Origin of the sequence: Microlunatus spumicola, from assembly GCF_039536445.1 — a bacterium.
Taxonomy (GTDB): Bacteria; Actinomycetota; Actinomycetes; order Propionibacteriales; family Propionibacteriaceae; genus Microlunatus; species Microlunatus spumicola.
Genome location: NZ_BAAAYR010000006.1, coordinates 90,408 through 116,353 on the forward strand (window position 1 = coordinate 90,408; position 25,946 = coordinate 116,353).

At 72.2% G+C, this 25,946-nt stretch carries 23 protein-coding genes and 2 tRNA genes; 15 read left to right on the plus strand and 10 right to left on the minus strand.

Translation table 11 applies throughout. The features are described 5' to 3' along the window. The first annotated feature begins 75 nt into the window (after positions 1 to 75). Positions 76 to 1,794: a citramalate synthase gene (gene cimA / locus ABD665_RS19955; protein WP_204912834.1), complete on the plus strand. Its 1,719-nt coding sequence runs from the start codon at positions 76 to 78 to the stop codon at positions 1,792 to 1,794. Between the two features lie 21 nt (positions 1,795 to 1,815). Here the strand turns inward: cimA and ABD665_RS19960 are convergent, their stop codons facing one another. Then, positions 1,816 to 2,436, minus strand: a complete 621-nt coding sequence (locus tag ABD665_RS19960) for a TIGR03086 family metal-binding protein (RefSeq protein ID WP_204912833.1) — start codon at positions 2,434 to 2,436, stop codon at positions 1,816 to 1,818. Between the two features lie 89 nt (positions 2,437 to 2,525). Here ABD665_RS19960 and ABD665_RS19965 point away from each other — a divergent pair, with 89 nt between their 5' ends. Then, entirely contained in the window at positions 2,526 to 3,494 is a 969-nt protein-coding gene (locus ABD665_RS19965) for a helix-turn-helix transcriptional regulator (RefSeq protein WP_344742878.1), read from the plus strand. Here the strand turns inward: ABD665_RS19965 and ABD665_RS19970 are convergent. Next, positions 3,476 to 4,135, minus strand: coding sequence for a GNAT family N-acetyltransferase (locus ABD665_RS19970; RefSeq protein WP_204912832.1), 660 nt, complete (start codon positions 4,133 to 4,135; stop codon positions 3,476 to 3,478). The genes ABD665_RS19965 and ABD665_RS19970 overlap by 19 nt on opposite strands. 222 nt (positions 4,136 to 4,357) lie before the next feature. Beyond that, complete coding sequence (locus ABD665_RS19975; RefSeq protein WP_204912831.1) at positions 4,358 to 5,641, minus strand: thymidine phosphorylase; 1,284 nt, start codon at positions 5,639 to 5,641, stop codon at positions 4,358 to 4,360. A gap of 54 nt (positions 5,642 to 5,695) precedes the next feature. Here ABD665_RS19975 and ABD665_RS19980 point away from each other — a divergent pair, with 54 nt between their 5' ends. From ABD665_RS19980 to ABD665_RS20000, 5 genes are all read left to right on the plus strand, one after another. Then, the gene (locus ABD665_RS19980; RefSeq protein ID WP_204912830.1) at positions 5,696 to 6,547 is read left to right on the plus strand and encodes a fumarylacetoacetate hydrolase family protein; all 852 of its coding nucleotides are present in this window, start codon (positions 5,696 to 5,698) and stop codon (positions 6,545 to 6,547) included. Beyond that, positions 6,544 to 8,151 carry a glutamate--tRNA ligase gene (gene gltX, locus ABD665_RS19985; protein WP_425562192.1) on the plus strand — a complete coding sequence of 536 codons (1,608 nt, stop codon included), beginning with the start codon at positions 6,544 to 6,546 and terminating at the stop codon, positions 8,149 to 8,151. The genes ABD665_RS19980 and gltX overlap by 4 nt, the downstream gene beginning before the upstream one ends. A gap of 1 nt (position 8,152) precedes the next feature. After that, positions 8,153 to 9,193 (plus strand): CPBP family glutamic-type intramembrane protease, encoded by a 1,041-nt coding sequence (locus ABD665_RS19990; protein ID WP_204912829.1) that lies wholly within the window; start codon positions 8,153 to 8,155, stop codon positions 9,191 to 9,193. A 104-nt stretch (positions 9,194 to 9,297) separates the two neighbouring features. Beyond that, positions 9,298 to 9,369: transfer RNA gene (locus ABD665_RS19995), tRNA-Gln, on the plus strand. Positions 9,370 to 9,384: 15 nt separating this feature from the next. Continuing rightward, a tRNA-Glu gene (locus ABD665_RS20000) sits at positions 9,385 to 9,457 on the plus strand. A gap of 156 nt (positions 9,458 to 9,613) precedes the next feature. Here the strand turns inward: ABD665_RS20000 and ABD665_RS20005 are convergent. Then, positions 9,614 to 10,834: an MFS transporter gene (locus ABD665_RS20005; RefSeq protein ID WP_204912828.1), complete on the minus strand. Its 1,221-nt coding sequence runs from the start codon at positions 10,832 to 10,834 to the stop codon at positions 9,614 to 9,616. A 105-nt stretch (positions 10,835 to 10,939) separates the two neighbouring features. Here ABD665_RS20005 and ABD665_RS20010 point away from each other — a divergent pair, with 105 nt between their 5' ends. The 3 genes from ABD665_RS20010 to ABD665_RS20020 all read left to right on the plus strand — a co-directional run bounded on the left by ABD665_RS20010 (position 10,940) and on the right by ABD665_RS20020 (position 13,527). Continuing rightward, on the plus strand, positions 10,940 to 11,857 hold the full coding sequence (locus tag ABD665_RS20010; protein ID WP_204912827.1) for a LysR substrate-binding domain-containing protein: 918 nt from the start codon (positions 10,940 to 10,942) through the stop codon (positions 11,855 to 11,857). An 82-nt stretch (positions 11,858 to 11,939) separates the two neighbouring features. Continuing rightward, a complete protein-coding gene (locus ABD665_RS20015) occupies positions 11,940 to 12,680 on the plus strand; it encodes a histidine phosphatase family protein (RefSeq protein WP_204912826.1) in 741 nt (246 codons plus the stop codon). Continuing rightward, entirely contained in the window at positions 12,673 to 13,527 is an 855-nt protein-coding gene (locus tag ABD665_RS20020; protein WP_344742883.1) for an NAD(P)H-hydrate dehydratase, read from the plus strand. The genes ABD665_RS20015 and ABD665_RS20020 overlap by 8 nt, the downstream gene beginning before the upstream one ends. An 18-nt stretch (positions 13,528 to 13,545) precedes the next feature. On the opposite strand, the gene ABD665_RS20025 is transcribed toward ABD665_RS20020, so the two are convergent. Next, positions 13,546 to 14,358, minus strand: a complete 813-nt coding sequence (locus ABD665_RS20025; protein WP_204912824.1) for an IclR family transcriptional regulator domain-containing protein — start codon at positions 14,356 to 14,358, stop codon at positions 13,546 to 13,548. A gap of 170 nt (positions 14,359 to 14,528) precedes the next feature. Here ABD665_RS20025 and ABD665_RS20030 point away from each other — a divergent pair, with 170 nt between their 5' ends. From ABD665_RS20030 to ABD665_RS20050, 5 genes are all read left to right on the plus strand, one after another. Then, positions 14,529 to 15,944, plus strand: a complete 1,416-nt coding sequence (locus ABD665_RS20030) for a sugar porter family MFS transporter (RefSeq protein WP_204912823.1) — start codon at positions 14,529 to 14,531, stop codon at positions 15,942 to 15,944. A gap of 99 nt (positions 15,945 to 16,043) precedes the next feature. Next, positions 16,044 to 16,403: a universal stress protein gene (locus ABD665_RS20035; protein ID WP_204912822.1), complete on the plus strand. Its 360-nt coding sequence runs from the start codon at positions 16,044 to 16,046 to the stop codon at positions 16,401 to 16,403. A 158-nt stretch (positions 16,404 to 16,561) separates the two neighbouring features. Next, positions 16,562 to 18,103, plus strand: a complete 1,542-nt coding sequence (locus ABD665_RS20040; RefSeq protein ID WP_204912821.1) for an ATP-binding cassette domain-containing protein — start codon at positions 16,562 to 16,564, stop codon at positions 18,101 to 18,103. Between the two features lie 102 nt (positions 18,104 to 18,205). Further along, complete coding sequence (locus tag ABD665_RS20045; protein ID WP_204912820.1) at positions 18,206 to 19,231, plus strand: ABC transporter permease subunit; 1,026 nt, start codon at positions 18,206 to 18,208, stop codon at positions 19,229 to 19,231. 29 nt (positions 19,232 to 19,260) lie between these two features. After that, on the plus strand, positions 19,261 to 20,307 hold the full coding sequence (locus ABD665_RS20050; RefSeq protein ID WP_204912819.1) for a substrate-binding domain-containing protein: 1,047 nt from the start codon (positions 19,261 to 19,263) through the stop codon (positions 20,305 to 20,307). Here ABD665_RS20050 and ABD665_RS20055 read toward each other — a convergent pair. The 5 genes from ABD665_RS20055 to ABD665_RS20075 all read right to left on the minus strand — a co-directional run bounded on the left by ABD665_RS20055 (position 20,283) and on the right by ABD665_RS20075 (position 25,801). Continuing rightward, positions 20,283 to 20,735, minus strand: a complete 453-nt coding sequence (locus ABD665_RS20055) for a hypothetical protein (protein ID WP_204912818.1) — start codon at positions 20,733 to 20,735, stop codon at positions 20,283 to 20,285. The two genes, ABD665_RS20050 and ABD665_RS20055, sit on opposite strands and share 25 nt — an antisense overlap. A gap of 117 nt (positions 20,736 to 20,852) precedes the next feature. Further along, positions 20,853 to 22,364: an arabinosylfuranosidase ArfA gene (gene arfA / locus ABD665_RS20060; RefSeq protein ID WP_204912817.1), complete on the minus strand. Its 1,512-nt coding sequence runs from the start codon at positions 22,362 to 22,364 to the stop codon at positions 20,853 to 20,855. 86 nt (positions 22,365 to 22,450) lie between these two features. After that, positions 22,451 to 23,380, minus strand: coding sequence for an ABC transporter permease subunit (locus tag ABD665_RS20065; RefSeq protein WP_204912816.1), 930 nt, complete (start codon positions 23,378 to 23,380; stop codon positions 22,451 to 22,453). Beyond that, entirely contained in the window at positions 23,377 to 24,333 is a 957-nt protein-coding gene (locus tag ABD665_RS20070) for an ABC transporter permease subunit (RefSeq protein ID WP_204912815.1), read from the minus strand. Before ABD665_RS20070 ends, ABD665_RS20065 begins: the two co-directional genes overlap by 4 nt. A gap of 76 nt (positions 24,334 to 24,409) precedes the next feature. Next, entirely contained in the window at positions 24,410 to 25,801 is a 1,392-nt protein-coding gene (locus ABD665_RS20075; protein WP_204912814.1) for an extracellular solute-binding protein, read from the minus strand. Positions 25,802 to 25,946: the final 145 nt, after the last annotated feature.

Here is a 25,946-nt window from a genome sequence, read left to right on the forward strand (position 1 = left end):
TGCGCGCGCAACCTCCTGCCCCACCAGGAGGTTTTTTTCTGCCCACCGCCAGTCCCGGCTTCCCGGAGGAACACGATGTACGCCCAGCTCAGGCCAGCGCCGGCCGACTTCCAGGTCTTCGACACCACGCTCCGCGACGGTTCGCAGCAGGAGGGGCTGAACCTCTCCGTCGCCGACAAGCTGGCCATCACGGCCCTGCTCGACGAGCTCGGGGTGGGCTTCATCGAGGGCGGCTGGCCGGGCGCCAACCCGGGGGACACCGCCTACTTCGCGGCGATGGCCGAGGGGGCCGTACGGCTGACGAACGCGCAGCTCGTGGCCTTCGGCTTCACCCGCCGCGTCGGCATGCGGGCCGCGGACGACCCGTTGACCGCCGCCCTGCGCGACTCGGGCGCCCCGGTCGTCTGCCTCGTGGCCAAGAGCCACGACCGGCACGTCCAGCACGCCCTGCGGACCACGCTCGAGGAGAACCTCGCGATGGTCCACGACACCGTCTCCCACCTGCGGGCCGGCGGCCAGCGCGTCTTCGTGGACTGCGAGCACTTCTTCGACGGCTACCGGGAGAACCGGGCGTACGCGCTCCAGGTCGTCCGCACGGCCGCCGAGGCCGGCGCGGAGGCCGTGATCCTCTGCGACACCAACGGCGGGATGCTGCCGCCGTGGGTCGGCGAGATCGTCGCCGACACCGTGCGCGAGACCGCGGACCTCGGGATCCGCATCGGGATCCACGCCCACAACGACACGGGCTGCGCGGTCGCGAACACGCTGGCGGCGGTCGACGCCGGGGCCACGCACGTCCAGGGCACCGTGAACGGCTACGGGGAGCGCACCGGCAACGCCGAGCTCGTCTCCGTCGTGGCCAACCTCGAGCTCAAGTACGGCTGGTCGCTGCTGCCGCCGGGTGCGCTCCGTGAGGCGACACGGCTGGCCCACGCGATCGCCGAGGTGACGAACGTGCCGTCCAGCGGGCGCCAGCCGTACGTGGGGCTGAGCTCCTTCGCCCACAAGGCCGGCCTGCACGCCAGCGCGATCAAGGTCGACCCGAACCTCTACCAGCACATCGACCCGGCGGTCGTCGGCAACGACATGCGCATGCTCGTCTCCGACATGGCCGGGCGCGCGAACATCCAGATCAAGGGTTCCGAGCTCGGTTTCGACCTCTCCGACCGCGACCTGGCCGCGCGCATCACCGACCAGGTCAAGGGGCGCGAGGCCGCGGGCTACACCTACGAGTCCGCCGACGCGAGCTTCGAGCTGCTGCTGCGCCGCGAGCTCGACCAGCTGCCCGAGTACTTCGACGTGGCCTCGTGGCGCATCTTCACCCAGGGCTTCCCGGGCGGGGTGCACCCGGCGGGCGAGCTCGACAGCGACACCGAGTGCACAGTGAAGCTGACCGCCAAGGGCGTCACCCAGCTCGTCGTCGGCGAGGGCAACGGGCCGGTCAACGCCTTCGACCAGGCGCTCCGCAACGCCCTGACGCCGGCCTACCCGGTCGTCGAGGAGTTCGAGCTGACCGACTACCGCGTCCGGATCCTCGACCAGGGGCACGGCACGGACGCCACCGTGCGGGTCCTCATCCAGACCTCCGACGGCCGCCGCCTCTGGACCACGGTGGGCGTCGGGCAGAACGTGGTCGAGGCGTCGTGGGAGGCGCTCAGCGAGGCCTACCTCTACGGCCTGCTGCACGCCGACCACGGCGTCACGCCGGACGCCCGCGCCCGGGGGCTGGCCGACGCCGACCTGGAGCGCTTCACGTCGGCGGCCTCGGCCACCGAGCACGCCGGGCAGGCCTGAGCCTCCGCCCACCCGCGCGGGTCAGCGGCTGACGCGGCCCGTCCAGTTCGCCAGGCGCTCGGTGGGCCCGGCGTCGGCCGCCGGCTCGACCGGCGGGTCGAAGGGGAAGCCGTCCCGACCCGCCGCGGGCAGGATCTGCCGCATGGTCGCGTACGCCGCCGCGACCAGCGCCGCGTCCGCCTCCGGGTCCTGCCCGGTGGCCGTCGCGAGGTCCCAGCCGTGGGTGAGGTTCTCGGCGAGGTAGACGCCGAGGACGGCCGCGCCGGGCACGAGCCCGAACGGCGCCTCGACGAGCCGGCCCAGCGACGCCGGGTCGGCCCAGGCTGCCCGACCCTCCTCCACGTGTGCGCGGTATGCCCCAACGACGTCGTCCGGCAGCGTCGCGACGCTCGCGGGCACCGACTCGGCCGGGCGCCCCGCGCCCATGGCCACGACCCGGTCGGCCACGCCGAAGAGGTGCTTCACCAGCGCCTCCACGTCGAAGGCGGTGCACGGGGTCGCCCCGTCCAGCCCCTCGGGCCCGACGGCCCCGAGGAGGTCGGCGACCCACAGCTGGGCCGCGTGCAGGGACGGTCGGAGGTCCGACGGAACCGGCTCGGCGGAGGCCCCGCCGCTGACGCTGACGGTGGTGGGTGCGGTCATGGTGGCTCCTGCCGACGGGCCGCCCGGTGCGGCCGATGGCCCATCCTGCCGAGGCATACCTGACGTCCTGTGTCAGGTTTCCTGCCAGGATGTCGAGGGTGCGGGCGGACCGGCTGATGCAGGTCGTGGCCCTGCTGCGCACCCACGGCCGGCTGAGCGCCACCGAGCTGGCCACGCGGCTCGAGGTCAGCGTGCGCACCGTGCTCCGGGACATGGAGGCGCTGTCGGCGGCCGGGGTCCCGGTCTACGCGGAGCGCGGGCGTACGGGCGGCTTCGCCCTGCTGCCCGGGTTCCGCCCGGCGGTGGAGGACCTGAGCCCCGCCGAGACGCAGGCCCTCCTGCTGAGCGGCACCGGGTCGGTGCAGGCGGCTGGGCTGGACGACGCGCTGCGCAGCGCCGTACGCAAGCTGTCGGTGCGGCTCGCGCCCGAGCTCGCGCGGTCGGCCGAGCAGCTGGCCCAGCGGGTCGTCGTCGACCCGGACGGCTGGTTCGGGGGACCGGACGACCTGGTCCACCTCGCCACCCTGCAGCGGGCGGTGTTCGCCGACCGCCGGGTCCGGGTGCGCTACCGCGGCCGTAACGACGTGCGCCCCTCGGCGCGCACCCTCGACCCGTACGGGCTGCTCCAGGCGGGCCGGTCCTGGTACCTCGTCGCGGCCCACCGCGGCCGCCCGCACACCTACCGGATCGACCGCGTGGAGGCCGCCGAGGTGCTCGACGAGGTCAGCGACCGGCCGGCCGACCTGGACCTGCGGGCCCTGTGGCGCGAGCTGCGGGCGGGGTTTGTGCGGCCGCCGGGCCTCACGGTCCGCCTCGAGGTCGCCGACGGGCACCTGGCGGAGGTCAGGATCATGCTCGGCGCCGTCGGGAGCGGGCAGCCCCGCGTCGTCGGCGAGGACCCGCTGGTGCTCGAGGTCGAGGTGCTCTCGACGCACGCCGCGGTGGCCGCGCTCGCCGGCTTCGCCGACGCGGTCCGGGTGCTCGAGCCGCCCGAGGTCGTCGCGCACCTCGTCGCCAGCCTGCGGGCGGCCTCCGCCCGCTACGCCGAGCCGGGCTGACCCAGGCCGAGGAAGGCCCGCAGGGGCTCCGCGCCGGTGACCACGACCAGGTCCCCCCGCACGAGGTCCTCCGGGGCCAGCACCAGGCGCTGCTCGAGGGCCAGCGCGCCCTCGCGCACCTTGCGGGCGAGGTCGCCGGGGCGGTAGCCCACCTTGCGGCTGACGGCCAGGGACGCCGGGTTGTCGGACCAGGCCGCGGACGTCACCTCGGCGGCGTCCAGGTGGTCGAAGAGCAGCGTGCAGACCGCCTGCCGCATCCGGGTGCCGATGCCCTGGCCCTGGAAGCGCTGCGCCAGCCACGAGCCGGTCTCCGCGGTCCGGGTGATCGCGTACGCACCCCCGGCGAAGCCCTGCGTGCCGACGAGCTCGCCGCCACGGCGGACCGCCAGGTCGACGGAGACGTGGTCGACCGCGAAGGACGCCCGCTCCGACCAGTGGTGGGCGGCGAACATCGCCGGCACCTGCTCCGGGGGCGTCCGGGTCCACGGCGTCGCGAACGGCTGCCGCTCGGGCTCGTGCACCCCGGAGAGCACCAGGTCGACGAGTCCCGGCAGGTCGTCGTCGACGATCGGCGTCAGCGTCAGGTCGCCGCTGCGCACGACGAGGCCGGCGGGCGGCCAGAGGTCGCTGGTGCTGGTCATCGCCCGAGCCTCGCCCACCGGACGGACGTCTGTCGACGCCGTTTCCCGCGCGAGCCGACCTCTCCGAGGCCCTTCGACAAGCTCAGGGGGCGTCAGCGAGAACGCTCCCTGAGCTTGTCGAAGGGCCCGGAACGGGTTGGCTCCTCAGCGAGAACGCCCCCAGAGCGCATCGAAGCAGTGTCCTGAGCCAGCTGAGGGGGCCCGGACGGGTCGGCCCCGCTGTCAGGCGATGCGGTCGATCACGAGCGGGGGCGCCTCGTACGCGGCCCCGGCCTCGACGTCGAAGGCGCCCTCCAGCGCGGCGAACGCGCGCTCGAAGCGTTCCGGGGTGTCGGTGTGCAGGGTCAGCAGCGGGTCGCCCTCGCGGACCTCGTCGCCCAGACCTGCGTGCCAGGTGACCCCGGCGGCCGCCTGCACCGCGTCCCCGGGCCGCGCACGGCCGGCGCCGAGCCGCCAGGCCGCGAGCCCCACGGCCATCGCGTCGAGCCGGGTCAGGGTGCCGCTGGCCGGCGCGAGGACGTCCTCGGTCGCCTGGGCGCGGGGGAGCGGGGCGTCCGGGTCGCCGCCCTGCGCGCTGACCATCGCCCGCCAGGTGTCGTACGCCCGTCCGTCGGCCAGGGCGTCGGCCGGGTCCACGTCGTCCCGCCCGGCGCCGGCGAGCATCTCGCGGGCGAGCGCCAGCGTGAGCTCGACGACGTCCGCCGGCCCGCCGCCCCGCAGGACGTCGACCGACTCGGCCACCTCGACGGCGTTGCCGGCGCTGCGCCCGAGCGGGGAGTCCATCCGGGTGAGCAGGGCGACCGTCCGCACGCCGGCGTCCGTGCCGAGCGCCACCATCGTCTCGGCCAGCTCGCGCGCGGACGCCTCGTCCTTCATGAACGCCCCGGCGCCGACCTTCACGTCGAGGACGAGCGCACCGGTGCCCTCGGCGATCTTCTTGCTCATGATCGACGAGGCGATCAGAGCGATCGACTCGACCGTCCCGGTCACGTCGCGCAGCGCGTAGAGCTTCTTGTCGGCGGGGGCCAGGCCCGACCCGGCGGCGCAGATCACCGCGCCCACGTCCTCGAGCTGGGTCATCATCTCCGCCGTCGACAGGGAGGCCCGCCAGCCCGGGATCGCCTCCAGCTTGTCGAGCGTCCCGCCGGTGTGGCCGAGCCCGCGCCCCGACAGCTGGGGGACCGCGACGCCGCAGGCCGCGACCAGGGGCGCGAGCGGCAGCGTGATCTTGTCGCCGACGCCGCCGGTGGAGTGCTTGTCCGCCGTCGGGCGGCTCAGGCCGGAGAAGTCCAGCCGGTCGCCCGACGCGATCATCGCCGCGGTCCAGCGGCTCAGCTCCGTGCGGTCGAGGCCGCGCAGCAGGATCGCCATCGCGAAGGCCGCCATCTGCTCCTCGGCCACCTCGCCCGCGGTGTAGGCGTCGATCACCCAGTCGATCTCGCCGTCGGTGAGCGTCCCGCCGTCGCGCTTCGTCTTGATCAGGTCCACCACGTCGTACGCCGCCATGCGCCCAGTCTGCCGGGAAGTCCCGGGCCGCCCACCCCCGATAGGCTGGAACCCATGCGCATTGCCCGGTTCGCCGCTGACGGCGACCCCCAGTACGGCGTCGTCGAGCTGGCCGAGGACGGTGGCCGCTACCCCGGCACCGTCTCCGTGCTCACCGGCGACCCCATCGCCCAACCCGTCCAGCTGACCGGGGAGCGTCGCGAGCTCGACGGCGTCCGGCTGCTCGCCCCGGTGATCCCGCGGAGCAAGGTCGTGGCCGTCGGCAAGAACTACGCCGCCCACGCCGCCGAGATGGGCGGCGAGGTGCCCACCACGCCGCTGACCTTCTTCAAGCCCAACACCTCGGTGATCGGCCCCGGCGAGCCGATCATCTACCCGACGACGACGCAGCACCTCTCGTACGAGGGCGAGCTCGCGGTGGTCATCGGGCGCATCTGCCGCGAGGTCCCGGTCGAGCGGGCGAAGGACGTCATCTTCGGCTGGACCGTCGCCAACGACGTCACCGCGCGGGACCTGCAGAAGTCCGACGGCCAGTGGTCGCGGGCGAAGGGCTACGACACGTTCTGCCCGCTGGGCCCGTGGATCACCACGCACCAGAGCATCGCCGAGGTGAGCGACCTGCGCCTGACGACCACCCTCGACGGCGCGGTCGTGCAGGACGGGCGCACCTCCGACCTGGTGCTCGGCATCACCGAGATCATCGCCTTCATCTCCTCGTACACGACCCTGCTGCCCGGGGACGTCATCCTCACCGGCACCCCCGAGGGGGTCGGGCCGATGCTGCCCGGCCAGGAGGTGACCGTGTCGATCGAGGGGATCGGCTCCCTCACCAACATCGTCGCGAGCGACCGCAGCGGGAATGCGGATAGCAGCGACCCCAGCCCCACCGACGAGGACCACGCGTGAGCACCGACCCGACGACCAGCCCGTCCCAGGTGGACCTGACCGGTCCCGAGGAGAGCGGCCCCGCCCCCGACCTGCCGCTGCGCGCGCCCCGCGACGACGCCCGCGTGCTCGGCGACCTCGCCCCCGAGCAGGTCCGGGTCCGGTTCCCGCCGTCCCCGACCGGCAACCTGCACGTCGGCAACGTCCGCAGCGCCCTGTTCAACTGGGTCTTCGCGCGCCACTACGGCGGCACCTTCGTGCTGCGCGTGGAGGACACGGACGCCGGCCGGAACCTCGCCGAGTCCTACCAGGTGCTCTACGACTCGCTGACCTGGCTCGGCCTCGACTGGGACGAGGGTCCCGGGGTCGGGGGGCCGTACGCGCCCTACATCCAGAGCGAGCGCGGCGACACCTACCGCGACGTCGCCACCCGGCTGCTCGAGTCCGGTGCCGCCTACCGGTGCTACTGCACCCGCGAGGAGATCGAGGCCCGCGAGGCGGCCCGACCGAAGGGCGTGCCCTCGGGCTACGACGGCTTCTGCCGCAACCTCCCCGCCGAGCGGGTCGAGCAGCTCGAGGCCGTGGGCGCCGCCTCGGTCGTGCGCATGCGGGTGCCCGACGACGACATCGTCTTCGACGACCTCGTTCGCGGCGAGGTCCGGTTCGCGGCCGAGCACGTGCCGGACTACGTCCTCGTCCGGGCCAACGGCGAGCCGCTCTACACGCTCGTCAACCCGGTCGACGACGCCCTGATGGAGATCACCCACGTCCTGCGCGGCGAGGACCTGCTCCCGTCGACCCCGCGCCAGATCGTCCTCTACGAGGCGCTGGCGAAGATCGGCGTCGGCTCCGGCCGCACGCCGCGCTTCGGCCACCTGCCGACCGTGCTGGGGGAGGGCAACCGCCGCCTGTCCAAGCGGGACAAGGGCGCGGGCCTGGCCGAGTACCGCGACCAGGGCTACCTGCCCGAGGGCCTGCTGAACTACCTCGCGCTGCTCGGGTGGTCCATCGCCGAGGACCGCGACGTCTTCACCCTCGCCGAGATGGTCGACGCCTTCGACATCCTGCGGGTCAACGCCAACCCGGCCCGCTTCGACCCGCGCAAGTGCGAGGCCATCAACGCCTCGCACATCCGGCTGCTCGGCACCGACGAGCTGACCGCGGCGCTGGTGCCGTACTTCGTCAGCGCCGGCCTCGTGGCCGACCCGCCCACGCCCGAGCAGCACGCGCTCCTCGCCGCCGTGACGCCGCTCGTGCAGGAGCGCATCCAGACCCTCTCCGAGGCCGTCGGGCTCGTGGCGTTCCTCTTCGTCGACGACGCTCACCTCGAGGTCGAGGACGGCCTGCTCGGCTCCGGCGCGGACGCCGCGCTGCGGGCCGCGCACGAGGCGCTGGAGGGCCTGGAGCCCTTCGACGCGGCGGGCATCGAGACGGCCCTGCGGGCGGCGCTCGTGGAGGGCCTGGGGCTCAAGCCGCGCAACGCGTTCGGGCCGGTCCGGGTGGCCGTGACGGGGCGCAAGATCTCGCCGCCGCTGTTCGAGTCGCTGGAGCTGCTGGGGCGGGGCTCGACGCTGGCCCGGATCGCGGCCGCGTCGGAGCGGCTCGGGGCGCCCGAGGCGCGCTGACGTGGCGGCGGACAGACCTCGGCCGCGACCGGCCGGACGTTCCGGGAACCCGGCCGTCCGGGGCGGGGCGCAGCCGCCGCGCCCCGCTCCCTCCCGGCCCCTCGAACCGCTGCGCAAAGAGGTCGACCCGGGCCTGCTGCCCGCGGACGGCGCCCCGTACCCGCTCGCGCTCCGCAACGCCGAGACCGTCTGGTGGCGCTCGGTCATGGGCGCGCTGCTCGGTCTCTCCCTCTACGCGGTGCTCGTCGGGCTGGTCAACCTCCTCGTCATCCGGGTGGCGTGGACCCTCACGCACCCGGTCGACTACCGGACCTACTACACGCAGGCGATCGCGTACGAGCGCCCGAGCGGGCTGCTCGCGTCCAACCTCGCCATCGCCGTGCTGATCCCGATCGCGCTCGTGCTCGTGCTCGTCGTGCACCGCGCGCGGACGCGCTGGCTCTTCTCCGTCCTGCCCGGCGTCCGCTGGCGCTACCTGCTGGCGTGCCTGGGCACCTCGGCCGTGGTGTTCGTCGGCATCCAGGTGGTGTCGACGGTGCTCGAGCCGTCGGGTTCCGTGGGCCCGCAGACCGGCTTCTGGCTGTTCCTGGTCGTCATCGTGCTGACGTCCCCGCTGCAGGCGGCGGCGGAGGAGATCTTCTTCCGCGGCTACCTGATGCAGTCGCTCGGCAGCGTGGTGGCGCGGCCGTGGTTCGGGGTCGTCACCTCGGCCTTCGTCTTCGCGCTGCTGCACGGCACCCAGAACCTCGCGCTCTTCGTGAACCGGCTCGTGTTCGGGCTGCTGGCGGGGCTGCTGGTCTGGTGGGTGGGCGGCCTGGAGGCGGGCATCGCGGCGCACGTCCTGAACAACGTGGTCGCCTTCGTCGGTGCCGGTGTCACGACCTCCATCGCCGCCCTGCGCAGCGTGCAGTCGCTGACCTGGGCCCAGTCGGGGATCCAGATCCTGGCCTTCGTCCTGGCCGCCGGCCTCGCGCTGCTCGTCGCCCGGCTCATGCGCCTACGGAACCGCGTGGACCTCGCAGCGACACGTGTGACGTCTTGAACACCGCGCCGGTTTGAGTCGAGAGGCTGCGCTCCGGTAGAGTCATCTCTCGTGCTCCTGGCAGGGAGCATCCTTCCCGATCGGGTCCTTCGACCCGGCCGAGATGGGGTATGGGGTAATTGGCAGCCCGGCTGATTCTGGTTCAGTTAGTCTAGGTTCGAGTCCTAGTACCCCAGCGCAGGACAAGCTAGGGCCCCGTTGTGTAGCGGCCTAGCACGCCGCCCTCTCAAGGCGGTAGCGCGGGTTCGAATCCCGTCGGGGCTACTTTTTTCGACAGCTGAACCACCAGGGCGAGAGCCCGGTGGCAGCACCTTCCCCCTCCGGACACCCGGGGGCTGGGAGCTCTTCTGAACCGAGCAGACGTCCGGGCGTCCCGCACGCAGGCGGGACGCCCGGACTGCTTGGTACGCCCGACGAGCCTCAGACGCGGCGCATCCGCGAGCCCGAGACGAGCACGAGCGCCGTCGCGAGGGCGAGGAGGCCGACGAGCACGGCCACGACCGGCCAGACCGTGAGGGCCGCGGCGGCCAGCAGCGGGGGAACGGTCATCCCCGCGTAGGCGAGGAGGAAAATCCCCGCGAGCGCCTCGCCCCGGCGGGTCGGGTCGGCGACCGCGGCGACCGTGGTCAGCGCGCCGCGGAACAGGATGCCGATGCCGGCCCCACCGACGCCGGCGCCGACGAGGAAGAGCACGAGCGAGGCGACGATCCCGCCGGCGGCGATGGTCGCCAGCCCGAGCGCCGCGAGCACCATGGCCAGGCCGATCTGCCGCTTCGTCGCCACCCGGGCCGTCGCGACCTGCGCGGCGGCGGCGGCCATGAAGAGGATGAACGGTGCCACGCCGGCCAGCAGGTGCGAGTGCTGCCCGAGGATCCCGACGAGGAACGTCGAGGAGAGCCCGGTGAAGGTGCCGAACACCGCGAAGGCCGCGAAGGCCGCTGCGGCGGCCGACCAGAAGGCCGCGCGGCCGGCGGCCGGGACGGCGATGCGCTGCGGCCGGTAGGCCACGCCCTCCTCGCGGCGCTCGACCGTCTCCGGGACCAGGGCGACGAGGACCACCTCGACGGCCAGGAGCACGGCGAAGACCACGTACGGCGTCACCAGCGGGCGCGAGGACCCGGTGGCGATGAAGCCGCTGACCAGCGGGCCGAGGCCGATGCCCCCGAGGTTCGCGAAGGTGGACACGATCGCGGCGCGGCCCTTGGTGAGGCGGGCCGCGGCCCCCAGCTCGGACAGGTGCGCGGTGGCCGTGGCGGTGAGGATGCCGATGCCGAGGCCGCTCACGAACCGCGCGACGACCAGTCCGGCGACGTCGTCCCAGACGAGGAAGAGGCCCGCCGAGAGCAGGTTGACCAGGAGCGAGGCGAGGATAACGCGGCGGCGGCCGAGCCAGTCGGAGACGTGGCCCGCGAGGTACAGGCTCAGCATGACCCCGACCGCGTAGGCGGCGAAGATCACCGTGAGGACGGTCGTCGGGAAGCCGTCACGCTGCTGGTAGATCGCGTAGAGCGGGGTGGGGACGGCGCAGAACGCCATCTCGGTCAGGAAGGCCAGCGCGATCACCCAGAACCCCACCCCGTGGGGGAGGCGTCCGGCTGCAGGGGTCGAGGTCGAGGTCGGAGCCTCGGTCGTCGTCGTCACCCCTCCATGCTCAACCGCTCACAGCATCGCGTCCAACGCATACTGTTGGTCATCGTCATCGCTCAGAGCGATGACCTTGTGAGGCGGGAGCGGAGGGGAGCCGAGATGGACACCCGACAGGTCGAGTACGCGATCGCGGTCGCCGACGAGCTGAGCTTCACGAGGGCCGCGCAGCGCGTCTACGCCGGGCAGTCGACCGTCTCGGCCGGCGTCCGGGCGCTCGAGCGGGAGCTCGGGGCCGCCCTGTTCGACCGCGACCAGCGCGGCGTCCGCATCACGCCGGCCGGCGAGGCCGTCCTCCCCGCGCTGCGCGAGCTGGCGGCCGCCGAGGCGCGCGCCCGGACCGCGGCCGACCCGCGCGGCGAGCTCCGCGGCCAGCTGCGGATCGGCGTCTTCTCCAACGTGAGCCACCTGGTGGTCCCGCAGGTCGTCGGCGCGTTCCACCGCGACCACCCGCTCGTCGACCTCCGGCTGCGCGCCGCGCCGGCCGGCTCCGGGGAGCTCGCCGAGGCGGTCCGGCGGGGCCGGCTCGACATCAGCCTCTACGGCCTGCCCGCGTCGTCCGCCCCCGGCCTGGCCGTGCACCACCTCGTGACGTCGCCGTACGCGGTCGTCCTCCCGACCGGGCACCCGCTGGCCGGGCGCGCCGGGCTGCACCTGGAGGAGCTCGCGTCCGAGCCCTTCGTCGACGCACCCGTCGGCTTCGGCAACCGGGACGTCCTCGACGTCGCGCTCGGCGCGCGCGGCATCGTGCGCGACGTCCGCACCGAGGTGACCGAGACGATCACGATCCCGCTCTTCGTCGCCAACGGCCTCGGGGTCGCCGTCCTGCCCGAGGTGCTGCTCCCGCCCAGCGACGGGACCGTGACCGTCCCGCTCGCCGACCCCGTCGGCTGGGACTTCAACGTCATCACGCGTCCCTCGCCCGGGCAGGCGGCGACGCTGCTGCTCGAACGCCTGCTCGCGGCCTACCGCACGGGTGCCGCGCCCGCGTCCCCGGAACCCCAGCGGCCTCCTCGGTAACGTGCGGGCGACCGGTCCCACCCCGGACCCGTCCCGGGAGGATCCCTCCGCGGGACGCGTCCGCCGACCCAGGAGTCGACGATTGAGCGCCGCTGAGCTCGTGCTCGTCCGCCACGGCGAGAGCAGGGGGAACATCGCCGCCGCGGCCGCGCACGCGGCCGACGCCGAGGTGATCGACATCGACCGCCGCGACGCCGACGTGGAGCTCTCCGAGCTCGGGCAGGACCAGGCGCGCGCGCTCGGGGCCGGCCTGCGGACGCTGCTGGCCGACGACCGGCCCACCCTCGTCTGGTCCTCGCCCTACGTCCGCGCACGGCAGACCGCCGAGCTGGCGCTGGCGGCGGCGGGGGAGGAGCGTCCCGTCCTCGTCGACGAGCGGCTCCGCGACCGTGAGCTGGGGGTCCTCGACCTGCTGACCACCAAGGGCGTGGCCAACCGCTACCCGGAGGAGGCCGAGCGGCGCCGGTGGCTGGGCAAGTTCTTCCACCGGCCGCCGGGCGGTGAGTCCTGGGCGGACGTCGTGCTCCGCGTCCGCAGCTTCGTCGGTGACCTGGCGGCGGTGCCGGACGGGACCCGCGCGGTCGTCGTGTGCCACGACGCCCTGGTGCTGAGCTTCCGCTACGTCTGCGAGCGCCTCGACGAGGCGGGCATCCTCGCCGTCGGCGCGTCGACGCCGGTGCTCAACGTCTCGATCACGCAGCTGGTCCGCGAGCCCGACCTCACCTGGCGGCTCGCCCGGTTCAACGACGTCGCCCACGTCGAGGCCGCCGGCCTCCCGGTCACCACCCACGGGGGTGAGGGCGCTGTCCACCCCCGTGCGTGACCTGACCCCGGTCCTGCTCCGGGACTGGGCCCTGCCGTCGGCCGGGGACTCGAAGTACTCGCGCGGCGACGTCCTCGTCGTCGGAGGTGCGGCCAAGACGCCCGGGGCCGCGCTGCTCGCCGGGCTCGCGGCCCTGCGGGTCGGGGCCGGACGCCTCACCCTCGCCGTCGCCGAGCAGGCGGCCGTGCCCATGGCGGTGGCGACCCCCGAGGCCGGCGTCGTCGGGCTGCCGCAGACCGCCCGAGGCTCCGTCCGGGGCGACGACCTCGGTGCGCTCGAGGACGACCTCGGGTCGGCCGGCGTGGTCGTCCTCGGGCCCGGTCTCGACGACCCCGACCACACGCGCGACCTTGTGCGCACGGCGCTGCCGCTGGTGTCGGACGAGGCCTGGCTGCTGCTCGACGCGTACGCCCTCGGCGTCCTGCCCGACCTGCGCGACGACGTCGCCCCCTTCGCCGGGCGCCTGGTCCTGACCCCGAACTCCACCGAGGCGGGCCGGCTGCTGGGCCGCGACCTCGAGGACGCGGAGTCCGACGTCCCCGAGATCGCCCGCACCTTCGGCGCGGTGGTCTCCTGCCAGGGCCTGGTCGCCGACCCCGACGGCGGTCGCTGGCGCACCGGGGCCGGGCAGATCGGCCTGGCGACCTCGGGCAGCGGCGACGTGCTGGCCGGTGCGATCGCCGGGCTGCTGGCGCGGGGGACCGAGCCCGCGCAGGCGGTCTGCTGGGCGAGCCACGTCCACGCCGCGGCGGGGGACCGGCTCGCCGCCGCGGTGGGGCGGCTCGGGTTCCTGGCCAGCGAGCTGCTGGCGGAGCTGCCGCGGGTGCTGGTCGAGCTGGGCGCCTGAGGGGCGGCCGCCCTCCCCTCAGGTCGTCGTGAGCGACGCCGCCGTCAGCGCGGCGGCCGACGTCCGCGAACCCAGCCGCGCCGACAGCTCCGACGCCGTGCGCAGCAGCGCGGTGACGTGCTCCGGCCGCGGCGGGAGGACGTCCTCGCGGATGCCGCCCAGGCTGACCGCGCCGACCACCCGCTCGCCGTGGCCGAAGACCGGCGCGCCGAGGGCCGCGACCCCCACGGTGCTGTCCCCGTCGGAGACCGCGTAGCCGCGGGCCCGCGTCGCCGCCAGGTCGGCCCGGAGGGCGTCCTCGGTGGTGATGGTCGTCGGGGTGCGGCCGGGGAGCCCGGTCCGCAGGACGGCGGGCAGCAGCGCCTCCTCGTCGAAGGCGAGCAGCGCGCGCGGGGCCCCGCCGACGTGCAGCGGCTGCGAACCGCCGATCTCGAGCTCGAGCACCCGGATCCGCGCGCCGACGGTGACGCGCTCCAGGCAGACCGCGTCGCTCCCCGCGGCGACCACGAGGTAGGTCGTCTGCCCGGACTCGATCGACAGCCGGGTCAGCAGGGGCGGGGCGACGCGGGTGACGTCGAGGCTCTCGACCAGCACCGACCCCGTCTGGAACGGCCGGATCGTCAGCCGGAACCGGTTGTCCGGCGTGCGCTCCAGCCAGCCCGCCACCTGCAGCGTGCTCAGCAGGCGGTGCGCGGTGGACTTGGAGTAGCCCGAGCGGCGGACGAGCTCGCTCAGCGTCAGCTCCGGCTCGCCGGTCCGGAAGCACTCCAGCAGGCGGACGGCGCGCAGCACGGACTCGACGAAGGGGCCGCTCCGCTCGCTCTGACTCATGGTGCTCCTCTGGGTGAGACCGCCGTTCTACCACCCGTGGGCCGCCTTGACCTTGTCGACGGCCGCGCCCTAGTGTCCCACTGGAGAGAACGATGTCCCACCAGATGGAACTCTCGTCGATGGGTACTGGTGGGGTGGCAGCACGTCAGCGACGACGGAGGGACCCCCCGATGGCTCACGACACGACCGCACCGGTCACCGACCTGCCCCCGGACACCAAGGGGCCGCACTCGTCGCGCCTCGGGCTCGTGGCCGTCGTCGCGACCTTCGGCGGTCTGCTGTTCGGCTACGACACCGGCGTGATCAACGGGGCGCTGGAGCCGATGAAGGCCGACCTCGGTCTGACCTCGTTCACCGAGGGGCTCGTGGTCTCGATCCTCATCTTCGGCGCGGCGATCGGCGCGATCGTGGGCGGCAAGCTCTCCGACCTCCGCGGGCGCCGGAACAACATCATCCTCATCGCGGTCGTCTTCGTGGTCGGGACGCTCGGCTGCGTCTTCAGCCCGAGCTGGCCGGTGCTCGCCTTCTTCCGGCTCGTCCTCGGGCTGGCCGTCGGTGCCGCGTCGGCGACCGTCCCGGTCTACCTCAGCGAGATCGCCCCGTACGAGCGGCGCGGCAGCATGGTCACCCGCAACGAGGTCATGATCGTGAGCGGGCAGTTCGCCGCCTTCATCATCAACGCGATCATCTTCCAGGTCTGGGGCGAGCACGAGGGCGTCTGGCGCTACATGCTCGCCGTCGCCGTGCTGCCGGCCATCGCGCTGTTCGTGGGCATGCTGCGGATGCCCGAGAGCCCGCGCTGGCTCGTCCTCAAGGAGCGCGACGGCGAGGCGCTCGACGTGCTGCGCCAGGTCCGCTCGCCCGAGCGCGCGGAGGCCGAGATGGCCGAGGTGCGCACGCTGGCCGAGGAGGAGCGTGCCGCGCAGACCGGCGGGGCGTCCGACCTCGGCGTCCGCTGGATCCGCCGGCTGATCTTCATCGGCGTCGGGCTGGGGGTGTTCCAGCAGTTCACCGGGATCAACTCGGTCATGTACTACGGGACGCAGCTGCTGACGCAGTCCGGCTTCTCCGCCTCCGCCGCGATCATCGCCAACACGCTCAACGGCCTGTTCAGCGTCCTCGGCATCACGGTCGGCCTGCTGCTGATGAACCGGATCGACCGGCGCAAGATGCTGCTCGCCGGCTTCACCCTCACCACGTTCTTCCACGTGCTCGTCGGGCTGTCGGCGCTGCTGCTGCCCGACGGCCAGGCCAAGGCGTACTTCATCCTCGTCTTCGTCGTGCTCTTCGTCTTCTCGATGCAGGGCACCATCGGCCCGCTGGTGTGGCTGATGCTGGCCGAGATCTTCCCGCTCAAGATCCGCAGCTTCGCCATCGGGCTGTGCGTCTTCATGCTCTGGATCGCGAACGCGGTCGTGGCGCTCGGCTTCCCGAGCGTGGTCACCGCGCTCGGCATCGCCCCGACGTTCTTCATCTTCGCGGGGCTCGGCGTGCTCGCGCTGGTCTTCATCTACACGCAGGTCCCCGAGACCCGCGGGCGGTCGCTGGAGCAGCTCGAGGACCAGTTCCGCCGCCAGTACAGCTGAGGCCGGGACGCCCCGCTCCGCACCAGACCCCGCACCCCAGACCCCGCACGCCCGACCCCGCCGACCGGTGCGCCGGTCGCCGACCCGAGAGGGATCCCCGTGAGCATCCTCGTCGCCGTGGCCGACAGCAAGGAGGGCCGGCACGCGCTGTCGGTCGCCGCCGAGGAGGCGCAGCAGCTGCGCACCGACCTCGTGGTGGTCAACCTGACCCTCAGTCCGCTCGACGTCTCCGCCCTGCCGGTCGACCTCCCGCACGAGGTCGTCGACCGGGTCGGCAGCGACGACAGCGACCCGGTCGAGGCGGTCCTCGACGCCCTCGAGGAGCGTCCGGGGGTGACCCGCATGGTCATCGGGCTGCGGCGCCGGTCCCCGATCGGCAAGGCGGTGCTCGGCAGCGTGTCGCAGCGCCTGCTGCTGGAGTCCCCGGTCCCGGTGCTCGCGGTCAAGGCCGATCGCTAGGAGGCGGTTCGGCCCTGCGCCGCCTCCGCAGGGCCGTGAGGCCCGGAAGTTGATCACGTTCCGGCTTCGGGGCGAACTTCCGGCGCGGGAACATTGACAGGACCTGCGCCATGCGTGAGGTTCGTTAAGGTGCACCCAACGTTGAGTGGTACGAGCCGATGACGACGTCCACGTCCCCGGACGGACGTCCCGACGAGCCCGAGGTCCTCTTCCGGGCGACCGGTGTGAAGAAGCACTACCCGGGCGTGAAGGCCCTCGACGGCGTGGACCTCGAGGGCTACGCGGGCGAGGTGCTCGCGGTCTGCGGCGCGAACGGCGCCGGCAAGTCGACCTTCGCCAAGCTGCTGGCCGGCGTCCAGCCCCTCACCGAGGGCGAGATCCAGATCGCCGGCTTCCCGCACCCGGTCCGCAACGCGGCCGAGGCCGAGCAGGCCGGCGTCCTGATGATGTTCCAGGAGCCGTTGATCATCGACGACTTCACCGTCGGCGAGAACGTGTGGCTCTACAAGCTGCGCGAGGGCCGCGACATCCGCCCGTGGGCGACCAAGGTGGACGCGAACAGCGACGAGACGCGCCGGGTGCTCGCCAAGGTCGGGCTGGGCGGCCTGCGGACCAACCAGCTGGCCCGCGACCTGGGCCCCGGGCAGCGCCAGATGCTCTCGCTCAGCCGGGCCGAGGTCACGACCCACAAGATCATGATCCTGGACGAGACCACGGCCTCGACCAGCGAGGAGCACTTCAACGACATCCTCGACCTCGTCAGGCGCGAGCGCGGGGCCGGGACGCACATCATGTTCGTCAGCCATCGGCTGAACGAGGTGTTCGCGATGTCGGACCGGATCGCGGTGCTGCGCAACGGCCTGCTCGTCGACGTGCTCAAGACGTCCGAGACCAACCCCGACGAGGTCACCACGCTCATGATCGGCCAGGCGCTCAAGGCGCTCGACCGGCCCAAGCCGGCGCAGACCGAGGGCAAGCAGCCCCTGGTCTCGGTGCGCGACCTGCACGGCGGGACCGCCGCCGGGGTGTCCTTCGACGTCTTCCCCGGCGAGGTCGTCGGCCTCTACGGGCTGGTCGGCAGCGGCCGGTCCTCGGTCGGGCGCACCATCACCGGGCAGAAGAAGGCGGCGAGCGGCACCATCCTGATCCGCGGCGAGGAGGTCGCGCTGAGCTCCCCGGGGCAGGCGCTCGACAAGTCCGTCGTCTACCTGACGGAGGACCGCCGGCTCGAGGGCTTCGTCAAGGACTTCGACAACGGCGAGAACATGAGCCTGGTCGTGCTGCCGAAGTGGTCGAAGGGCGGCGTCATCGACGCCACCAAGGAGCGGTCCCGCGTCCGCGAGCTCATCGACGAGTTCCAGGTCAAGGGCGGGCCGAAGACGTACACGAGCTCGTTGTCCGGCGGCAACCAGCAGAAGGTCGTCATCGCCAAGTGGCTCGAGTCCGACCCCGACTTCGTGGTGCTGGACGAGCCGACCAAGGGCATCGACGTCGGTGCCCGCTCCAACATCTACGAGATCATCCACGGCGTGGCCGCCCGCGAGAAGGGCGTCCTCGTCATCTCCAGCGAGGCCGAGGAGCTGCTCTCGCTCTGCCACCGCATCCTCGTGATGCGCAACGGCCAGATCGTGGCGGAGTTCGACCCCGCCGAGGCCGACACCGACGACCTCATCCGCACCGCCCTCACCCACCAGGACTAGCCGCCGCCCGGCCTCGTGCCGGACCGGACCGGCGGAGCCGTACGACGTGCTCCGCCCCAGCAGCCGCAGCAGACCCAGCAGCACCGACGAAGGAGTCACCCCGTGAGCGCCACCGCGACCGCACCCGCCCCCGCTCCACAGGCCCAGCCGGAGGCGCAGCGGGGCAGCCCCGTCGTCGGCTGGCTCAAGAGCCAGTACGCGCTCTACATCCTGGTCGCGCTGCTCCTGGTGGCGACGATCACCCGCGGCTCGATCTTCTGGGGCGGCACCAACCTCACGAACCTGCTGCTGCAGATGTCGATCATCGGCGTGGTGACGCTCGCCGAGCTCATCGTCGTCCTCACCGGCGGCATCGACATCAGCGTGGGCTCCGCGCTCGGGCTGGCCGCGGTCATCGCCGCCGGCCTGTTCGGCGGGCCGTCGGTGTTCCTCGGGCTGGTCGTCGCCCTGATCATCGGCGCGATCATCGGGGCGGTCAACGGCTTCCTCGTCTCGTTCCGGGGCCTCGAGCCGTTCATCGTCACGCTCGGCATGCTGGCCCTCGCCCGCGGCCTGGTCTACGCGTACGGCAACGGCATCCCGATCAACCCCACCGCCGCGGCCTCGTACGCCAAGCTCGGCCAGACGACGATCATCGGCATCCCGGTCCTCGCCATCATCTGGCTGGTCATGGTCGCCCTGATCGCGTTCCTGCTCTACCGCACCGTGTGGGGTCGCCGCGTCTACGCGATCGGCAGCAACGTCGAGGCGGCCCGCAGCTCGGGCATCCCGGTCAAGACCACCCTCTGGTCCGTCTACATCCTCGCCGGCCTGCTCGTCGGGCTCGGCGGCTGGATGTTCCTGGGGCGCTTCGCCAGCGGCACGTCGACCGCGGGCAACCTGCTCGAGCTGGAGGCCATCGCGGCCGTCGTCATCGGCGGGGCGCGGCTGTCGGGCGGCTACGGCAAGGTCTTCGGCGCCGTCGTCGGCACGATCATCTTCGCCGTGATCGCCAACCTGCTGTCCCTGCTGAACGTCTCCACCTTCCTCCAGGACGCCTTCCGCGGCGCGCTGATCCTGGTCGCCGTCACGCTGGCCACCATCCAGTTCTCGCGCAAGCGCCGGGCCACCGCGCCGGCGGCCAAGTGAGCCCGGGCGAGGCGGGCAGGAGGACCCCGATGAGGAACCGTCTCCGCTCCCGGGCCGCCCGGGCGGCCGCCGCGACGGGCGGCGTGGCCGTGCTGCTCGCCGCCAGCGCGTGCGGCCAGATCTACCCGTCGTCGGCGCCCGCGCAGGGACCCGCGGGCGGCGTGCAGCCCGACGTCTCGAAGGTCGTCGTCGGCTTCGCGCAGCAGCAGCTGCAGGCGCCGTACTTCGCCGCCATGCAGGTGCAGTCGGAGCAGATCGCCAAGGACAAGGGCTTCAAGCTGCTCTTCCAGGCGGCCAACAAGGATCCGGCGATCCAGCTGAACCAGATGCAGGCGATGATGGCCCAGGGCGCGAACGTCCTGGTCGTCAACGCCACCAGCGTCAAGGGCCAGAAGGAGATGATGACGCAGGTCGCCTCCAAGATCCCCGTCATCTACATCGACACCGGCGTCCCGGGGACGGGCACCACGAGCGTGTCGTCGGACAACCTCACCATCGGTCGCGAGTCGGGCAAGATCACCGCGAAGCGCTTCCTCGACATGGGCAAGCAGAGCATCAAGATGGTGATCCTCACCGGCCCCGCCACCGACGAGTTCGTCGGGCCGAACCGCCGCCAGGGCTTCCTCGACGGGCTGAAGGAGGGCGGGCTGCAGTACGAGATCAAGGGCGAGCAGTCCGGCGACTACGCGCAGGACAAGGGCCAGGTGGCGGCCGAGAACATGCTGGCCGCCAACCCGGACACCGACCTCGTGCTCGGGCTGAACGACTCGATGGCCCTGGGCGGCTACAACGTCGTCAACGGCAAGGAGCAGTACAAGAACGTCTACGTCGCCGCCTCGGCCGACGGCCAGAAGGAGGCGCTGGCGCTGATCAAGTCCGGCGGCTGCAACGGTCGCTACATCTCGACCGGGCTCAACTCCCCGTCCCTGGCGGCCGAGCAGGCCCTGGGGTACGCCGTCGACATCGCCACCGGCGTGAAGAAGCCGGCGGACTACCCGCCGGAGTCCTTCACCAAGGCGGTCGGGATCGGCTGCGAGAACATCGACGAGTACTACGACCCGAAGAGCATCTTCTGAAGTCGCGTCCGTAGCTCGGCCAGGATCCGGCGCACCACGTCCACGGGACGGGTGCGCCGGTCCGGTTCCGCCCCCAGCAGCTCGATGGCGAGGGCGCGTACGCGGGCGGCCAGGTCGTCGTTCTCGACGTCCCACTCCTCGTACGTCCGGCCCGGCACGCGGGCGACGTCGAGGCGGGTGGAGAGGATCACCACGCGGTCGGCGGCGTGCAGCGCGGACACGCTCAGCCGGTCCTCGTGGGCCGGGTCGAGGCCCATCATCACGAGCATCTGGTCCGCCCGCCCACCGGGGTCGGGCAGCTGCGCGCCCGCCGTACGGATCTGCAGCCGGTCGCCGACGAGGCGGCGCAGCAGCGTCTCCGCGATCTGGGTCGAGCTCGCGTCGTCGCCGACGAAGAGCACGATCGGCACCCTGCTCGCGGCGGCCACGACCCGAACCTAGGGCATGGCCGCGCCCCCCGCCGACCGGCGCGGGGCCAGGCGACGAGGGGCCGGACGGACGAGCGGCTGCCGGACGAGAGGCCGGCCGCGGTGCGAGCGGTCCGGTCAGCCGAGCGAGAGGGCCGTCCAGGAGCAGGCGGGCAGCTCGACGGTCAGGCGCCCGTCGGCGACCGTGGCGCTCGGGTTCGGGGAGACGCCGACCCGCTCCTGGTCGGTCAGGGTGTTCGCCGCGTAGACGTCGTCGTCGGCGAGCGTGTGCGTCTCGAGCAGCTCCACGGCCCCGAGGCGGCCGACGTCGACCGTGACCGTGGTCGGGGCGTCCAGCGACCGGTTCACGAGGAAGATCGCCGTCCGGCCCGTCTCCGGGTCGTGCGTGGCGACGGCGTCGACCAGCGGCACCTCGCCGTAGGCCTTCGTCTCGTACGTGTCGCAGGTCAGCCGCACCTCGAGCGCGTGCCCGACGGCCAGCCGGGAGGTGATGGCGAACGGGAAGAACGTGGTCTGGCGCCAGGCCGGGCCGCCGGGCTCGGTCATGATCGGCGCGATGACGTTGACCAGCTGGGCGAGCGAGGCCGACGTGACGCGGTCGGCGTGCTTGAGCAGCGAGATCAGCAGGTTGCCGACGACGACCGCGTCGATGACGGAGTAGGCGTCCTCGAGCAGCCGGGGGGCCGTGGGCCAGCGCTCGATGTCGGTGATCTGCTGCTCGGAGTGGTAGCGGGTGTTGTACCAGACGTTCCACTCGTCGAAGGAGATGTCGATCCGCTTCGTCCGGCCGAGCTCGGCCCGCACCGTGTCCGCGGTGGCGACCACGGACTCGATGAAGTGGTCCATGTTCGTGGCGACGGCGAGGAAGCTGGCGGCGTCGCCGTCGTGCTCCTCGTAGTAGGCGTGGCAGGAGATGTAGTCGACGTCGTCGTACGTGTGGCGCAGGACGGTGTGCTCCCACGAGCCGAAGGTCGGCATCTGCGCGTTGGAGCTGCCGCAGACGACGAGCTCGAGGTCGGGGTCGAGCTGGCGCATCGCCTTGGCGGTCTGGGACGCGATCTTCCCGTAGTCCTCGGCGCTGCGGTGGCCGAGCTGCCAGGGCCCGTCCATCTCGTTGCCCAGGCACCACATCTTGATCCGGTGCGGGTCGACGCGGCCGTTCTTGATGCGCGCGTCGGAGAGCGCGGTGCCCGAGCGGATGTTGGCGTACTCGAGCACGTCGACCGCCTCCAGCACCCCGCGGGTGCCGAGGTTGACCGCGTACATCAGCTCGCTGCCGACCTTCTCCAGCCAGCCCGCGAACTCGTCGAGCCCGACCTCGTTGCTCTCGGTGGAGTGCCAGGCCAGGTCGAGCCGGGCCGGGCGCTCCTCGCGCGGGCCGACCGAGTCCTCCCAGCGGAAGCCCGAGACGAAGTTGCCGCCGGGGTAGCGGATGGCCGAGACGCCCAGCTCGCGGACGAGCTCCATGACGTCGGTCCGGAAGCCCTCCGGGTCGGCGCTCGGGTGGCCGGGCTCGTAGATGCCGTCGTAGACGCAGCGGCCGAGGTGCTCGACGAAGGAGCCGAAGAGGCGTCGGTTGACCCGCCCCACGGTGAAGTGCGGGTCGAGCGTGAGGTCGGCGGAGGGCATGGGTGGTCCTTCTGGGTCGGGCCGGAGCGGGGAGGTTCGGGGGAGGGGTTGAGGGGTGCGTCGAGCGGGGTCGGTCGGGGGACCGGCTACTTCAGCGCACCGAGGGAGAGGCCGCCCTGCCAGTACTTCTGCAGCGACAGGAAGGCGATCACCAGCGGGATGACCGACACCAGGGAGCCGACGATGATCAGGCCCCACAGCGAGGTGCCGCCGCCGTTGTTGGCCGACGCCTGACCCTGCCACAGCCCGAGCCCCACGGTGATGGGGAAGAGCTTGGTGTTGGCCAGCATCGCCAGCGGCAGGAAGTAGTTGTTCCAGGTGCCGACGACCGACAGCAGCAGCACGGTGACGACCGCCGGGCGCAGCAGCGGGAAGGCGACCCGCAGGAAGGTCATGATCTCCCCGGCCCCGTCCACGCGGGCGGCGTCGAGCAGCTCGTCGGGCACCGCGTCGGCCGTGTAGACCTGCATCAGGTAGACGCCGAACGGGTTGAGCAGCGACGGCAGGATCACGGCCCAGATCGAGTCGGTCAGGTTGAGGTTGCTGAACAGCACGAAGGTCGGGATGACCAGCGCGGTCAGCGGCACCATGACCGACCCGAGCAGCACCGCGAGCATCACCCGGCGGCCGCCGAAGCGGAACTTGGCGAAGCCGTAGCCGGCCAGGACCGCGAGCGCCGTGGCGCCCAGCCCGCCGGTCACCGCGTAGAGCAGCGAGTTGCCGATCCAGCGCAGGTAGATCCCGTCGTTGTAGGTGACGAGCTCACGCAGGTTGCTCCACAGGTTGAACCGCGAGTCGAACCACAGCGCCCCGTGGGCCCCGCCGAAGAGGCCCTGGGCGTCCTTCGTGCTGGCCACGAAGAGCCACCACAGCGGGACGAGGAAGTAGATCACCAGGATGCCGAGGAACAGGTGCGGCAGCAGGGTGCGCTGGCGCGGGCCGCGGACGGCCTCCGTACGAGGCTTGGCCGGCTCGGCCGTGGCCGTGCGGGCGGGGACGGGTGCCGTGGTCGTCATGCGATGCTCCCGCGCTTACGGGTGAGGAAGAGGAAGACGTACACCGCGATGAAGACCACGATGCCGAGGGAGAAGCTGATCGCCGACGCGTAGTTGAAGTTGGCGTAGGCGAAGGCCTGGCTGAACGCGTAGATGTTCGGCGTGAAGTCCGGGGTGATCGTGCCGTTCGACACCAGCCGCAGGGCCTGCGGCTCGGTGAAGAACTGCAGCGTCCCGATCAGCGCGAACACCAGGATCAGCAGCAGCGCCGAGGAGATCATCGGCACCTTGACGCGGAAGGCGATCTGCCAGGCGCTGGCGCCGTCGATCTTGGCCGCCTCGTAGATCGAGGAGTCGATCCCGCGCAGCGCGGCGAAGATGATGATCATGTAGTAGCCGGCCCACTGCCAGGTGACCACGTTCATCAGGCCGCCGAACACGTGGTCGGGGTCGAGCAGGAAGGGGGCCTGGGCGCCGAACAGGTCGGCGATCTGCTGCATCGGCCCGAAGGTCGGGCTGTAGAGGAAGCCCCACATGAGGGCGCCGATGACGGCGGGGATCGCGTACGGCAGGAAGATCATCAGCCGGGCGAAGCGGGCGAACCGCGTGGTCAGGCTGTCCAGCACGAGGGCCAGCGCCAGCGAGACGAACATCTGCACCGGGATCAGCACCAGCGCGAAGCGGACGACGAACCAGACGCCCTTGAGGAACTGCGGGTCGGTGAACGCGGTCGTGTAGTTCTTCAGCCCCGCGAACACGACGCCGGTGGCGAGGCCCTTGCTGTAGAGGCTCAGGTAGAACGCGTACAGCAGGGGAGCGACCAGGAAGGCCACGAAGACCAGGGCGAACGGGAGGACGAACAGCAGGCCGGTGCGCGAGCGCTTGCGCTCGTTCAGCCCGGGGCGTCCCTTGCCGGACCGGGTCCGGCTGGTGGAGGTCGGCGACGTCACGTCGACGGCGGTGGCGTGGGCCATGCCCGCGGCTCCTTCGCATGAGAGGGGTGCCGGACCCGGGGGCGAGGTGCCCCCGGGTCCGGCGCGGCTGGCGTGCCTACTGCGTGACCTTGAAGCCCTGGCTCTCGGCGTACTTCACGATGTTCGCCTGCAGCTCGTCGGCGGCCTCGTCACCGGTCGTCTTGCCCGAGTTGATCTTGGCGAGCACGGCCTGGAACTGCGCGTAGTAGTAGGTCGTGATCGGGGCGTAGGTGACGCCCTTGTACGCGGCCTCCGCGGGGAGGTAGACCTCCTTGTTGGCCTGCTGGCCGCTGAAGAACTCCGACTTGTTGTCGGCGAACTCGGCGGACTTCAGGACCGTCTGGTTGAGCGGGAAGATGATCTGCTTCTTCCAGCCCTCCTCCAGCGAGGTCGGGTCGGCGTAGATGCCCTTGGCGACGATGGCCGCGAGCTTCTTGTCCGTGGCCTGGGTGGTGACCGCGAAGGTCGAGCCGCCCCAGTTCACCGAGACCGGTGCGGCCTCGTCCCACTGCGGCAGCGGGGCGACGCCCCAGACGCCCTTGGACTGGCCCTTGCCGACGCCGGCGCCGGTCAGGTAGCCGGGCGCCCAGGCGGCGGAGGTGTAGGTCGCGTACTTGCCGTTCACGACGCCGGAGATGTAGTCGGTCGTGAACTGGTCCTGCTTGCCGACCAGGCCCTTGTTGGCGAGGTCGGCCCAGTAGTTGAGCACGTCCTTCGACGCCTGGTCGTTGAGCCGGACGGTCAGCGACTGCGGGTCGTTGATGTCGTAGCCGAAGGGCACCGCGCCCTTCTGGATCTGCAGCGCCATGAAGGCGGCGGGGACGTTCGAGCCCAGGTCGCCGAAGACGGGACCGCCCGCGGCCTTGACCTTCGCCGCGTCCTCGGCGTACTCGGCCCAGGTCTTCGGCGGGGTGGTGATGCCGTACTTCTCGAACACGTCGGTGCGGTAGATCAGCGCCATCGGCCCGCCGTCGACCGGGATGCCGAAGACCTTGTCGCCCTGCGAGACGTCCTTCCAGGCGCCTTCGGAGAAGTTGCCCTTCACGTCGTTGGCGCCGTAGGGGACGAGGTCGACGAGCGCGTCCTGGATCGTGTAGCTCGAGAGGTGGTCCGCCTCGAGCATGACGACGCCCGGCAGGCCCTTCTTGGCCGAGATGGCCGTCTGCACCTTCGTGTACTCGTCCTGGCCCTGGCCGACGTTGTTCCAGCAGATCTGGACGTCGGTGTGGGCGGCGTTGAAGTTGTCGACGACGTTGGCCATGTTCGGGTACCAGCCCCAGACCGAGACCTGCGGCGCGTCGTTCTTCATCTTGTTGGTGCAGTCGGTCAGCTTCGGGCTGGTGCCCGACTCCTCGACGGTCGGCGCGCTGCCGCCGCCACCGCCGGAGTTGTTCGCGCTGGTGGCGCAGGCCGACAGCGCCAGGGCCAGGGCGATGCCCGAGGCACCGGCCAGGATGGACTTCCGCATGAGATTCCCTTCGTGCTGCGTGGACTTCGTCGTCTGTCGCTGACGTCCGGCGGTCCCGCGGAGGGGAGGGCCGGCTGGGTCACCGGTCGAGCATCTCCGGGCACGGAGGTCGCTCACGACGCGCCCGAGGCACGTGCGCTGCACG

Coding starts and splice junctions, on each gene's coding strand:
- cimA (WP_204912834.1), top strand. CDS start 76: ATGTACGCCCAGCTCAGGCCAGCGCCGGCCGACTTCCAGGTCTTCGAC.
- ABD665_RS19960 (WP_204912833.1), bottom strand. CDS start 2,436: ATGACCGCACCCACCACCGTCAGCGTCAGCGGCGGGGCCTCCGCCGAG.
- ABD665_RS19965 (WP_344742878.1), top strand. CDS start 2,526: ATGTCGAGGGTGCGGGCGGACCGGCTGATGCAGGTCGTGGCCCTGCTG.
- ABD665_RS19970 (WP_204912832.1), bottom strand. CDS start 4,135: ATGACCAGCACCAGCGACCTCTGGCCGCCCGCCGGCCTCGTCGTGCGC.
- ABD665_RS19975 (WP_204912831.1), bottom strand. CDS start 5,641: ATGGCGGCGTACGACGTGGTGGACCTGATCAAGACGAAGCGCGACGGC.
- ABD665_RS19980 (WP_204912830.1), top strand. CDS start 5,696: ATGCGCATTGCCCGGTTCGCCGCTGACGGCGACCCCCAGTACGGCGTC.
- ABD665_RS20010 (WP_204912827.1), top strand. CDS start 10,940: ATGGACACCCGACAGGTCGAGTACGCGATCGCGGTCGCCGACGAGCTG.
- ABD665_RS20025 (WP_204912824.1), bottom strand. CDS start 14,358: ATGAGTCAGAGCGAGCGGAGCGGCCCCTTCGTCGAGTCCGTGCTGCGC.
- ABD665_RS20030 (WP_204912823.1), top strand. CDS start 14,529: ATGGCTCACGACACGACCGCACCGGTCACCGACCTGCCCCCGGACACC.
- ABD665_RS20040 (WP_204912821.1), top strand. CDS start 16,562: ATGACGACGTCCACGTCCCCGGACGGACGTCCCGACGAGCCCGAGGTC.
- ABD665_RS20050 (WP_204912819.1), top strand. CDS start 19,261: ATGAGGAACCGTCTCCGCTCCCGGGCCGCCCGGGCGGCCGCCGCGACG.
- arfA (WP_204912817.1), bottom strand. CDS start 22,364: ATGCCCTCCGCCGACCTCACGCTCGACCCGCACTTCACCGTGGGGCGG.
- ABD665_RS20065 (WP_204912816.1), bottom strand. CDS start 23,380: ATGACGACCACGGCACCCGTCCCCGCCCGCACGGCCACGGCCGAGCCG.
- ABD665_RS20070 (WP_204912815.1), bottom strand. CDS start 24,333: ATGGCCCACGCCACCGCCGTCGACGTGACGTCGCCGACCTCCACCAGC.
- ABD665_RS20075 (WP_204912814.1), bottom strand. CDS start 25,801: ATGCGGAAGTCCATCCTGGCCGGTGCCTCGGGCATCGCCCTGGCCCTG.